The sequence below is a fragment of the Paenibacillus xylanexedens genome (assembly GCF_001908275.1).
Classification (GTDB): domain Bacteria; phylum Bacillota; class Bacilli; order Paenibacillales; family Paenibacillaceae; genus Paenibacillus; species Paenibacillus xylanexedens_A.
In genome coordinates this window covers 5837854-5850915 of the sequence record NZ_CP018620.1, presented here as the reverse complement: position 1 = coordinate 5850915, position 13062 = coordinate 5837854, and the positions used below count along the sequence as shown (strand labels likewise).

9 protein-coding genes are annotated in these 13062 nt (G+C 46.8%); 5 read left to right on the top strand and 4 right to left on the bottom strand.

Going from position 1 to position 13062, the window contains the following annotated elements; translation table 11 throughout:
• Positions 1–364 precede the first annotated feature (364 nt).
• On the bottom strand, positions 365–1339 hold the full coding sequence (locus BS614_RS25555; RefSeq protein ID WP_074096000.1) for an ABC transporter substrate-binding protein: 975 nt from the start codon (positions 1337–1339) through the stop codon (positions 365–367).
• A 203-nt stretch (positions 1340–1542) separates the two neighbouring features.
• Between BS614_RS25555 and BS614_RS25550 the strand changes: the two genes are divergently transcribed.
• The 4 genes from BS614_RS25550 to BS614_RS25535 all read left to right on the top strand — a co-directional run bounded on the left by BS614_RS25550 (position 1543) and on the right by BS614_RS25535 (position 7329).
• Positions 1543–3393, top strand: coding sequence for an AraC family transcriptional regulator (locus BS614_RS25550; RefSeq protein ID WP_167544419.1), 1851 nt, complete (start codon positions 1543–1545; stop codon positions 3391–3393).
• 170 nt (positions 3394–3563) lie between these two features.
• Positions 3564–4106 carry a CueP family metal-binding protein gene (locus BS614_RS25545; protein WP_074095998.1) on the top strand — a complete coding sequence of 181 codons (543 nt, stop codon included), beginning with the start codon at positions 3564–3566 and terminating at the stop codon, positions 4104–4106.
• Positions 4107–4282: 176 nt separating this feature from the next.
• Positions 4283–5284, top strand: coding sequence for an ABC transporter substrate-binding protein (locus tag BS614_RS25540; RefSeq protein ID WP_074095997.1), 1002 nt, complete (start codon positions 4283–4285; stop codon positions 5282–5284).
• Positions 5281–7329 carry an iron ABC transporter permease gene (locus tag BS614_RS25535; RefSeq protein ID WP_074095996.1) on the top strand — a complete coding sequence of 683 codons (2049 nt, stop codon included), beginning with the start codon at positions 5281–5283 and terminating at the stop codon, positions 7327–7329. Before BS614_RS25540 ends, BS614_RS25535 begins: the two co-directional genes overlap by 4 nt.
• A gap of 222 nt (positions 7330–7551) precedes the next feature.
• Here the strand turns inward: BS614_RS25535 and BS614_RS25530 are convergent, their stop codons facing one another.
• Both BS614_RS25530 and BS614_RS25525 read right to left on the bottom strand, forming a co-directional pair.
• On the bottom strand, positions 7552–8724 hold the full coding sequence (locus BS614_RS25530) for an aminotransferase class I/II-fold pyridoxal phosphate-dependent enzyme (RefSeq protein ID WP_074095995.1): 1173 nt from the start codon (positions 8722–8724) through the stop codon (positions 7552–7554).
• Between the two features lie 94 nt (positions 8725–8818).
• A complete protein-coding gene (locus tag BS614_RS25525) occupies positions 8819–10894 on the bottom strand; it encodes a methyl-accepting chemotaxis protein (protein WP_210436949.1) in 2076 nt (691 codons plus the stop codon).
• 256 nt (positions 10895–11150) lie between these two features.
• Between BS614_RS25525 and BS614_RS25520 the strand changes: the two genes are divergently transcribed.
• On the top strand, positions 11151–12179 hold the full coding sequence (locus tag BS614_RS25520; protein ID WP_074095994.1) for a leucine-rich repeat domain-containing protein: 1029 nt from the start codon (positions 11151–11153) through the stop codon (positions 12177–12179).
• Positions 12180–12258: 79 nt separating this feature from the next.
• On the opposite strand, the gene BS614_RS25515 is transcribed toward BS614_RS25520, so the two are convergent.
• The gene (locus BS614_RS25515; RefSeq protein WP_074095993.1) at positions 12259–12978 is read right to left on the bottom strand and encodes an SDR family oxidoreductase; all 720 of its coding nucleotides are present in this window, start codon (positions 12976–12978) and stop codon (positions 12259–12261) included.
• Positions 12979–13062 lie beyond the last annotated feature (84 nt).

Genomic DNA, 13062 nt, shown 5'->3' with positions numbered 1-13062 from the left:
CTGGATAAAGAGCCTTAAATCCCAGACTGCCGATCTTGGCGAATGGATAGATGATTTTCTAAGGAACTCAGGACATCTTAATGGGCCTTCGGAACCTCTTTTCAAATTCTAAGGAACACCAGACACGTTATCAATGAAAACTCCCTAGTAAAAATACTGAAAACTGCCTTTTAATCTGATATAGAGTGTCTCAGGTTCCTTAGATTTCTGTATGCGCTTCAAACCCTTGAATAAGACGCCTCAGATTCGTTAGTGCTTGCTCGCACTTGAAGGGCACGTTCTCACACATTCAGGATTCAGTGCGCTTGCCTGTTCCGGACACGTTCAGGTTCGGTTTCGGGTCTCACTAGATTTAAGACTTGTTCTAATTCAGCTCAGTCTGTCCACTTGCGAGTCGATCTGCGATCTCTTCGGCTTGTAGAATGGAGGTGTAGGGATCAGATGTGAAATATTTATGAATATCCAGTTTGTAGATATGGTCGTTCTGCACCGCAGGCAGATTGTCCCAGACGTTAGGCAACAGAGAGTGATCTTTCGAGCCTTCTGTAACCATCATCAGCAGGTAATCACCTACATACTCTCCAAAGACTTCCGTGCTAGCTTCCAGATTTTCTTTGCCTTGGTCCAGAAGATCTGATTTTACCTTGGGTGCCGGATTTAGTCCAAGCAATTCATAGGCTGCTCTTCCACCACGATTGGCGCTGTTGCCGATAATGGCTGGGTTCTTCAAAAAGTTAAAATCGGCAACGGTGAATGTGGCACCGTCCGGAATCACATCTTTGATTTTGGCCTGAGCTGCTGCGATCCGTTGTTTAAACGATTCGTTCCAAGTTATGGCTTCTGCTTTGCGGTTCAGAATCTCGCCCATGGCTGTCACTTCTGCTTCCATGGAATCATACTGATCGGGTACGAATACGACAGTCGGAGCGATTTTGGAATAGGTCTGAAATTTCTCCTGGCCCCATGTGATAATCAGGTCCGGTTCCAACTCTACCATTTTCTCAAGTGAAACCTCACTGTGGTTACCCAAATCCGCGCTATCCACAAGTTTGTCACGCAGGAATACTCCATAATCCAGCAGGCTACTCGGCACACCAACTGGTGTTACGCCGACAGCCAGAACATGTCCTATATTCCAATCAACGACAACCCGCTCCGGGTTGAGGGGGACTGTAACGTCTCCCATCATCGTGGAGAGTGTTCTTGTTTGCGGTGCGGTGTTTCCTGTTTCTGTCGCCCTAGGTTTCACGGTCTCTTTCTGGGTACAACCACTAATGAATACGGCCATGATCAGCAAAACAGGCAGGGTGATACGATACCAAGCTTTCTTAAACAACATGACGAACCCTCTTTCTAATTGATAATGATTTTCATTCAATATAACTCTAGAGACAATCTAACGATTGCACAATAACCAATTCGGAAGCGGAAGCATAACCATTTCAGAACAGATCGACAGGTTGAATTGAGAATAGTTATCATATATGATGAGGCGAAGCTTTGGATGTAGTAACGAGGAAACACAAAGAAAGGTCCATGACGATGAACATAGAAGAATACGGGGCATTATGGGAGCATATAACAATCCGATTACTGGATATTCGAATCATTACTGTTAACATCAGTGAAGATCCTAATACGTGGACGCTTCCCTCGAATGCTTTTTTATTAATAACGGATGGCAAGGGGCAGATCTGGCTTGGTCAGGCGATGCATCACATTAAAGGGACATATATTCTGCACGCCTCCAAAGGAACGCGCCTGGATTGTCTGGCTAAGAAGCCGATGGAAATACATATGTTGTCTTATTCGTCACCAGAGTCAGAGAAGCCAAATGCTGAAAGATCCCAAACATATACTGGGGTGGAGTCTCTGCAATTCAGTTTTGGTTTTGAACCAGCGTGTCCATTGCCATTAATTGAGATTATGCAGTTGATATACAGACAATGGAATGAACTACAGTCAGCAGGCCGGATTCAAACCAAGGCGTTGTTCTACCAATGGCTCGCCGAGATGCTGAAACAAATGCAGGAGCAGAGGTTTAACGATGCTAAGCTGGATCGGGTAGATCAGGCGGTGCATTATATGAAACGTCACTACGTGGAACCACTCAAGATAGAACAGGTAGCTGAAATGCTGAATTGTAGTCCAAGGTATCTGAACCAATTGTTTCAGCTTCAATTAAATACGAGTCCCAGCCGTGTGCTGTCACAGATTCGGATGGAACAGGCATTAAAACTACTGGTGAGCACGAATGGGACCTTACAAGAAATCGCGGAGAGAGTAGGCTATGAGAACGGCTACACGCTAAGTCGTTATTTCAAGAAACATTATGGTGTATCTCCTGAGTTTTACAGAAAGCGTCGAGAGTGCAGTGCTCCAGATGTAGCCCTGCAAACTTCCCAACCACATGCCGCTCTGGAAAGTCATTATTCGGGATGGAGCGAACGAACGGTACCTATAGTTGAAGCCGACAAAAACCAGCCAAAACAGAAGATTATAGATCTACAAGGAGTCCAAGTGAGGAAACCCCCAGCGCCCGCGGTACCAAGAGCCAGAACTCGAAAACTTGCCACAAGCATGGGCGAGATTACGATACCGATCAAGCCTAGCCGTGTTGTCGTGGACTGGAATTTGGGAGAAGTGCTGGCATTGGGAGTGACGCCTCTCGGAGCGCCGCATTCACTCATTGAAAGTAACCAAATGCTGGAGCCTTATATCAATGATCAAGTACAGGATATCGGCAATCATAATTTTATCTCACTCGAAAAAGTGCTTGAACTGGAGCCAGATCTGATTATCACCTGGAATCGTGCTGCTTACGCTTCCTATGCCAGAATTGCACCAACGGTGGTCTATGGAGGGACTGGTTACGGCTCTGTCGCGGAGGAAATTCGAGAGATGGGACGTATTCTGAATCGCCAGACGGAAGCCGAAACATGGATTAAGGAATACGGGCGGAGAGTACATACTTTGCAGCAAACGATCCCGGGCAAGGTCTCCGCAGAGAAGACATTTACCGTCATTGATCCGAACTGGGGAGAACATATTATCCTTGTGGGAAATACGGGAACTCGTGGAGGTAAGGCAGCCTACGGGTTACTGAACTTGAAGCCAGCAGGCAAGGTTCGCCAGGAACTATTGGAGCCGGGCCTGGAATACCTGGATATTGCGCGGAGTGCGGTAGGTGGGTACCTGGAGGACTACCTGTTGGTGTTGGATAATGGTCCAAGACACGGATTTGATCAAGCTTCAGGCAAACCATGGCAGAAGTCCATCGAGACAGATCACTGCCGTGTTATTAGCCTTGACTGGAATAGATATTTCCTCTCCGACCCGTTGTCTGCGGTGCTGCAAGCCGAGGAAATGGTAGACCGGATTATGGCATATTAATTATCGCTCACGCAATGAACTGTAAGACTTATCGACCAGATATCATATATGCATATCCCGAAATTAGCGAACCATATATGTGAATATCTGGTGAATTTCTCGATGTTTAAGTCCATCATAGTTTATTCTCTATTATACTTGATGAAAACGGACGAGGAGATGGACTTCAGATGAAAAAACAAATGTGGATCATTGCAAGTGTTGCAGTTGTAATTGTAATCGGAACCTATCTGTTTGCAAGCAATACGGGCAAGGAAGAGACGGGTACAGCCAATGCGCCCAACATCCGAAAATTGGTGGAAGATATCAGCACAGGAAAAGAGACACCGGAATCTGCCTCCATTAATGCCAAACAGTTAATCGTCACCGATCAAGATGAAAAAACCATTACATATGATTTGCCTGAAAATGAATTTTTCCTTTCCATTGCACCCTATGTGGACCAGACCCATCCCTGTGCAATTCATAGCTTGACCGGTTGTCAGGGGGAAATGAGCAATAAGGAATTCAGTGTTACCATTCACGATTCTCAAGGCAACACTTTTATGAAAGATGAAGTAATTAAGTCTGGTGCGAACGGATTTATGGATTTTTGGGTGCCTAGAGACAGAACCTATCTGATTCGTATTGTTGGAGATGGAAAGGTTGCAGAAACGCAATTGTCTACATATGAAAATGATAATACATGCATCACTACGATGCAGTTGAGTTAACAGCAATCAATAGAAGGGAAGGATGGCTTTTGAGCTATCTTTCCCTTTTTTTATTTGATAAAAGAATGGGAATAAGGTACTTTCCATTGACAAAAATCCATTCCTACGGCATAATCCAATAGTGATAATGATAATTGTTATCATATAAATACATATTAACAGGGGAGAAAAGAGATATGAAAAAAGGGTTGAATGGACTGTTGATTATGCTGGCCTTTGTGCTGGTTTTGGCGGGTTGTGGTAAAAGCACGACTACAACAGATACAAGTCAAGGTAGTGACTCGGGTAGTGCTCCGGCTGAAGAGACAGCAGGTCCTGTTACCGTGAAGCATAAACGTGGAGAGCTTAAGCTGGACAAGCCAGCAGAACGTGTCGTTACGCTTGAATGGACATATACGGAAGATGTCGTTGCCCTGGGTGTTCAACCAGTAGGTAACGCAGATAACGCTAACTATAAAGTGTGGGTAACATCCGAAGCAGCACTGGATGACAGTGTAACGGATATCGGAACACGCAGTGAACCAAATCTGGAAGCTATTGCTGCATTGAAGCCAGATCTCATCATTGCTAATGCAGATAATAACACGGCGGTCTACGATCAGCTTAACGCGATTGCGCCAACGATTGAATATGATCCGTATGATGGTGACGGCTATGATTATGACAAGATGACAGAGATCTTTAATAACATTGCAACTGCTCTCGGTAAAGAAGACAAAGCAAAAGAAGTTCTGAGTAATCTCGATCAGCACTATGTAGAAGCCAAAGAAAAACTGGCTGCTGCGGGGAAAGAAAACTTCAACTTTGCACTGACACAAGCGTTCACATATCAAAATGCAGTTAGCCTGCGTATGTTTACCGATAACTCCGTTGTGATTGGAACATTGGACAAAATCGGACTGGTTAACGATTGGCAGCCGGACAAAGTTGAAAACTATGGCTTCTCTACAGTAGGCATTGAGTCCTTAACCGATGTGAAGGACAGTAACTTCATTTACATTACACAACCAGACGATGACGTCTTTGGCACAGCCATGAAAGATAACTCGGTATGGAACGGACTGAACTTTGTGAAGGAAAAACGCACATATCAACTCGATAGCACAACATGGACATTTGGTGGACCGATCTCCTCCAAAGTATTGGTTGATGGGGTAGTCGAGGCGATTACCAAATGAGTTCGGTTCAAGGATCTAAGCCAGCTATGAATTGGCGCACAATAAGCATATATGGGGGCGGTCTAACCGCTCTCATCGTGCTTTTTTTTGTAAGTCTGTGTTATGGAGAAGCTTCCATTCCTTTGCATGTCGTTTGGGACGCTCTTACAGGCAGACAGGATTCATTAGAGCACAATATGGTTTGGGACTTGCGCATGCCGCGTACAGTGATCGGTATTCTTGCGGGTGGCGCACTGGCTGTTGCGGGCGCTTTGCTGCAAACGATTACTCGTAATCCATTGGCTGCTTCAGATACGCTGGGAATTAATGCAGGAGCGTACTTTGTGGTGGTGCTGGGAGCTATCGCTTTTCCAGGTCTATTAAGTCAGTCGCCTTTTATTTTCGCAGCACTAGGTGGTTTGCTGGCAGCATTTGCGGCTTATTTCATGGGCGGCGGACGAACATCAAGCCCGGTTCGACTTGCGTTGTCCGGTATGATTGTATCGATGGTGCTTGGTTCATTTACGAGTGCATTACATATTTTTTTCTCCATGGAGACACAAGGGTTGTTCCTTTGGGGTTCCGGAACACTTGTCCAGAATGACTGGAGTGGAGTGTTTTATGCTTTGCCTTGGGTGGTTGGTATTACCCTTCTCGCGTTAATCCTGTCCAGACAGTGGGATATGCTGGAGTTGGATGAATCAACGGCTTCTTCCTTGGGACAAAAGGTTACATTGGCTCGTGCAGTAGGGTTAATTCTTGCTGTATTGCTGGCCGCTGTGATTGTCAGTGTAATCGGACCGATTGGCTTCGTGGGACTGGTTGCACCTCATCTGGTTCGATTGAGTGGTGTACGTTCTAATCGATTACTTTTACCCGGTGTGTTCATATGGGGCGCAGCGCTCCTGGTTGGAGCAGATGTCCTCGCCAAGATGGTGCATAACTCCAGCATGGAACTGCCAACGGGTGCCGTTATGGCGATCATTGGTGCACCGTGGCTCATCTGGCTTGTTCTTACACGCATGAAGGCTGCAAACGGATCAGGCATGTCAACTTCAATGAGCACAGGAGGAGCTGCGCGTCGCTTTGCATTTGGCCCGATGGCTGTATTATTCTCAGTCATAACGGTCGTGCTTATCTTGCTCAGTACGATGTTTGGCGGTATGCGAATTCCGCTGGCCGATTGGTTACCAAGTCTGTTCCAATCGGATGGACTGTTCTCCGCGCTGATTCAGCTTCGGATTCCGCGTACACTTGTTGCCGCAGGTGCAGGAGCCGCACTGGCAATCAGTGGTGTGCTCATTCAGATGGCGGTACGTAACCCGCTGGCAGATGCTTCAATTGTTGGTGTTTCCTCAGGTGCAGGGCTTGGAGCGATGATGGTCATCATCTTATGGCCGGGTCTTCCGATATACTTGCTGCCAATTGCGGCAATCATCGGTGCAGCCATTGCTGCAGTGGTGGTGTTCTCCCTCGCCTGGAAGAAAGGACTGAACCCTTCGGCGGTTGTGTTGCTGGGGATTGCAATGTCTGCCATTGCTGGAGCAGGTATTCAGATTCTGATTGTCCGTGGTGCGGTATACGGTAGTAGCGGATATATCTGGCTGACAGGAAGCACCTATGCTCGTACCTGGGAACAGGTGAGGGTTATCGGATTATTTTTAGTTATTTTGGTACCGGTGGCTTGGTGGCTGGCACGCAGATTCGAACTGCTGGTATTTGACGACAACAGTGCATCCGGGCTTGGTCTAGGAGTACGTCGTACACGATTATTGGCCATGACAGTGGGTGTATTACTTGCAGCAGGTGCGGTTGCTTGTGTAGGAACCGTTGGTTTTATCGGCCTGATTGCACCACATATGGTACGGCTACTGACGGGGAATAAGTTAAGACGTTCGATGTTTTTATCCGCATTAGCGGGTGCAGTCATGCTGGTGCTCGCCGATACAATCGGCAGAACCGTCATGGCACCGACAGAGATTCCATCAGGCATACTCATTGCGATCATCGGAACACCGTACTTCCTGTATCTGATGTATCGTTCTAACTGGCGCAAGTCTGTATAAAAAGTTCAAACAAAAAGCCTGCTCTCCGAGCAGGCTTTTTGCTGTAACTTGGCACCATTCAGCCGCAATCTTAAATCACCCAATGAATGTCTACTCCCGCACCAAATGACAAAATCCCCTCACGTCTACAAGAAGTAGAGACCACATTATCAAACGTGAAACTCTTACTCTCTATGGACCTTGAGGGGATTTTTGCTTGAGCACATTCGAATCGTACTCCCGTTAGCTGGATTTCAGAATCCCGCTGTCATCAACTGATTGTACCGCTTGTTGCAATATTTCATTATCCTGAACAAGCGCGAATCGAACGTAACCTTCGCCTGAAGGACCAAAGGCACTGCCTGGGGTTGCGATGACTCCTGCATGTGTAACCAGATCCATGGCAAATTGCTCCGAGCTGTCGTAGTGCGCTGGAATCCGGCTCCAGACGAACATCGTTGCTTCAGGTTTGTCAATCGGCCAACCCAGACTGCTGAAGCCTTCACAGAGGATGTCTCTGCGCTGTTCATAGATTGCTCTGACCCGTTCAACCTCGGATTGATCACCGGTAATGGCGGCAATTGCTGCTTTTTGGATCGGAAGGAACATCCCGTAATCCATATTGGATTTTAGCTTTTTCAGCATGGAGACCATGGTTGTATTGCCCACACAGAAGCCGATTCGAGCTCCTGCCAGTCCGTACGTTTTTGACAGGGAATTGAATTCCACACCGACGTCCATGGCGCCAGGGAATGCGAGGAAGCTTCCACATGACTTTCCGTCAAATACGAGCTCGCTGTACGCGTTATCGTGGAGCACGATAATATCATACTTCTTCGCAAAGGCAATCAGGTCAAGATAGAACTGATCCGGTGCCATCGCAGTTGTCGGATTGTTGGGATAGGAGACCAGCATGAATTTTGCTCGATGAGCGATATCTTCCGGTATATCCCGAAGCTGAATAACATACCCGTTTTCTTCTTTTTGTGGCATATAATACAGTTCTGCACCTGCCAATAACGGTCCATCCGCGAAGACGGGATAGCAGGGGTCAGGGACCAGCACCAGATCACCTTCATCGACAATGGAGAGGGATATATGTGCCAGTCCTTCCTGTGAACCGAGCAAGGAACAGATCTGTGTTGCCGGGTCTAACTCGACCTGATAGCGCTGCTTGTACCAATCGCTTGTAGCTTGCAACAACTCACTCTGATCATTCACAGCATATATATAATTAGCCGGATCAGCAGCGGCCTCGCATAGTGCAGTTATAATATGCTGCGCAGGTGGGATATTCGGCGTACCCACACTGAGATCAATAACGGGCTGCCCGTTCTCCAGTCTGCGGCGTTTGATCTCCAGCAACCGGGTGAAAATTCCTTCGTTGAAATGATCCATTCGTTTGGCAAAGTTCATGATGATGATTCAGCCTCCAATCCTCTTCGTACGCATATTCATTAATAATAAATGGACAGCGACTAAAAGAGAAGAGCAGGGGAAAGCTTGTGGATCATGACACTACTTTAAACTGGCTTAGTTCGTCTTGCAGTTTGCCAGATAGCTGGTTCAACTGTTTCGACAGATCCGCTACCTGTTCGATACTATCCAGCTGATCCTGCGTGCTGGCGCTTACTTCTTCCGTCGATGCCGAGTTCTCCTCTGTGGTGGATGAGATAATCTCCAGTGCCTGGAATATCTCATCTTTGTGTTTGTGTACATTGGCGGTATTAGTGGTAATCTGCATCATACGTTGCTGTAGATCTTTCAGGTCTTTGTTAATACTGAAGAAAACATGTTTGGTATCTTCTACGGATTTGGCATTCTCCTCCGCAATCTTCATACCGCGTATGGTATGTTCAACAGACAGGGTTGTTTTCTCTTCAATAACATTCACCTTTTTGTTGATTTCCTCTGTTGCCTGAGCCGTCTGTTCTGCAAGTTTGCGGACCTCTTCGGCAACGACGGCAAATCCTCTTCCATGTTCGCCAGCTCGTGCAGCCTCAATAGAGGCATTCAGGGCGAGTAGGTTCGTTTGAGAGGCAATCTGTTTGACTGTATCCACAAAACTGGATATTTCATTCCGACTCAGGTCAATCTCCTGGATAATAGAGGACATTGCTTGGGTAGACTGGTGGTTTTCCTCGGACCATTTCGATAATTGTTCCACGACCGCAAGTCCTTGGCTGCTCTGATCAGCAGATGTCTGCACGACCGTTCCCATAGCCTGCGCATCGGTAGCAATTTCATCAATTTGGCTGGATAACGAGCCTGTTTTGCGTAAAATATTTTCCGTTTCGATGGACTGATAATTCGTTGCATTGGCAATCTCGTTGATGGCTGTTGATGTGTCATTCATGGTCACAGCCGTTCGTGAGGAGATGGCTTGCAGATCATTCGACGACTGGTTCAGGATTTGCGCTGAGCTGCCGACCATTTGCAGCATGCCCTGAATTTTCTGCACCATGGAATTCAAACCTGTGGCGATCTGTCCAATTTCATTATTAGATTTGATATCCAGTTTGACCGTCAGGTCACCTTGTTCAATCTGTTTAATTTTAGCCAGCAGCTGTGGTATGGAGCGTAACAGACGGCGAAGGGTAATGTAACAGATAATCACAAGCAGAAGGGTGGCTGCAGCAAAACCGCCAAGTGTAATCCACGTGAATGTTTTTAATTCCGCGAGAACTTCTTCTTCGGATATGGTCAGACCAACGGACCATCCCGTATCTTTGCTGGTAGCGTAGCCGATATATCGACGTTCCCCATTGTCATTCATAAGCTGTACGCCGTTTTCACCGGCAAGCATTTTCTTGCCGATGTCCCCCATGTCCCCCGTACTGTTCAGGATGTTCTCCTTCAATACCTTTTCTTGATCCGGATGGTACAGAATTTCCCCGCTCTTGGACAGCAACATGGAATAGCCCGTGCTTCCAAGGGAATAACTCTCCATAATCGCTGGAATATCCTTGAATGCAATATCCGCTGCGGCAAAGCCGATCGTGTTGTTGTTTTCGTCTTTGATCGGATAAAAGATACCCATGAGTACATCGCCTGCTGCAATATCAATGTACGGATCGGAGAAATAAAGTCCGTCTGCGTCGGTGACCGGCTTGTAGTATGGACGCGACTGGATATCAAAGTCCGGTGCAGATACCACACCATCATTTTGAATCCAAAAGCCTTTTCCATCCAGGCCCGCGACCCAGGCATCGGCGAAGGAAGGCTCTGCCTTAACGATAGCGGCCAGTGTCGCCTGTGTTTGCGCAGCGTAGCTAGAACTTGCCGCATCCGCAGCAGATGCTGTTGTTTCTATGTATTGCTGAAATAATGTATTAGTGGACATTTGCTTGACCAGCGCACCTTTTTCCTTGAATAGTGCATCAAATTCACTAACAATGGCTTGTGTTTTGGTCTGGAGCATGGATTCCTGCTGTTTCACCAGAATGTTTCGTGTACTTGCAAACATAAATGTTCCCAGCACGGCAAAGACAACTACGATAATGACCAGCAGCACAATGGACAACGTATTTGCCATACTGGATGTCCGTGCTCCCGTTTTCCCCCACTTGTTCAACATGTTCGACATATTCCATCTCCCCAGATGATTAATAAAAAGCTCAAAACGTCTAAGTTATTTGTCGGCATGATCTATAGTTTTATGTAGATTTCTGTCGAATAATCCTGAAAGCAACGGGAAGGAAAGACATGAGTATGAGAAGGATGAAAGGGGAGGGATGAAAAAGAAGAAAGGAATGAAAAACGGGGATCGGTAGTGGTTCATCCAGACGATCTTGTTTATAATGGAATGAATTGGAACTATGGATGGAAAAGGGGGATTATCTGTGAGTGAGTTATGGCATGCTTCAATACAGGGGGTTCCATGGAATGCCGAAAAGATGCACCAGGCGGTGCATCTGTTGCGCCGCAGAGCAACGGTTCATTTTCGCGTTGACGCGGATACATACGAGGACCTTGCCGAGCTCGATGCCAAAGTGTTCTTTGCCCGGCCGGATCTGATCCTACACATATCACATAAGGACCCTAAAGGGGTATATTCATCCGGATTTTTGGGGCGACTGGCACAGTTGAAACATGTGTCTGCCTTGCAGCTTGATCTTTCGCAGGCACAGGATTTGACGATTCTGGGTGCGATGGAGCAACTGCAGTTTCTAAGATTGAATTCACCTGCAAAGGCGACCGGGCTCGATTTTATTAAACACTACAAACGATTGACCTTTCTTGAACTGCGTGGCAAATTCAACGGATTTGCTTCCATTGCGGCATGTCTTCAACTGCATACGCTCATTCTGAACTGCACGGTCGAAAGTGTTGATGTGTTGGCTGAACTGCCCATGCTTCAGTATCTGTCCCTGGATCACTGTGAGTTAAAAGGGGGACTGGACGCATTGACACAGTCGACCATCTCAATGTTGAAGCTCAGCTCTGTTCGCAAACTGACGAGTATTCAGGGACTCGAACAGATGCGCGGGCTGGAATATCTGCATCTGTCCTTGCCCAAGCTGGAGCAGTTATGCGACTTTTCCCATATGACCTCTCTCAGACAGCTCGAACTGGACTATATGAAATCGTTACGGGATACCAAACATCTATGGATAGCCCGTGCTTTGGAGTCTATTGAACTGAAAGAGATGAATACGGCGCTCAAGGCGGATTCGTTTGCTGGACTGACCGGGATGGAGCACTTGCGTCAAATCGATTTTCGTTTTATTGATGTTAACAAAGGACGAATTGCAGCTATGCGTGATCACCTGGCCAAGGCTGGAAAATCCCATTTGTTATATGAAAATATCCCTGAGCATGAACGCCTGAATTCCATAGGTATTACACACTTGTCGCATGTATTAATGTAAACGAGCTTCTGTCCAGCGTGTGTATACAGAGCGCACTCCGGTGAACGGACCGATTGAGGCGTGTAGATGTCATTGCTATCTAGGTGTTCGTATCCGTTAAGGCGGGCATGTTGATCTCTTTCACGCAGGCCGCTTTGGACAAGCTGATAATACATCGAACGATGGAGACCATATCCTGCAGGGGAATGCGGGTCCCATCATACTCGGCCAGTGCACGTTCCATCCCGTCTTCATACGGAATTTCTGCCGCCAGTTCTCCCGGGTTGATGCATGTCACCGCGATGCGGTCATTCCTCGTATGTTCTCTTAGAGCTTCCGTAATACCCCGTATGGCAAATTTGGAGGCGACAAAAGAAACCTGGCTGCTGCCTGCATTGCTCAAACCGGCTGTTGAACCAATCAGGATAATCTTCCCTGCTTCAGACTGGCGGAGCTGAGGCAGTAAAGCCTGTATACATACAATTGTAGAAGTCACATTCACATGGATCAGCTGACTGATATCTGCGGGTTCATCCTTATCAAACGTGTAATGCTCTTCAAATCCTTCCTTTTCCCAGATCCCCACGTTATAAATAAGCACATCCAACGTCTCGCCTTGAAGTTGGCTGGCAACTTGCTCTGCGGCCCGAAGCTCGGAAAGATCAGCCTGAATCCATATTCGCTCGACGCCATCCTCCACGGACAGACTTTCCGGCTTGCTGCGGGAGACCACCCAGACCTTATCACCGGATTGTGGCACACCTCTGACAAATGCATCGCCCAATCCCTTGCTTGCACCAAAGACAATTATATTTTTCAAATAAAGCCCTCCTTATCGATTAGAAATTAATAATATTTACATTAATCTATATCTTACTATAGAGGTGATATATGGAACATGAAG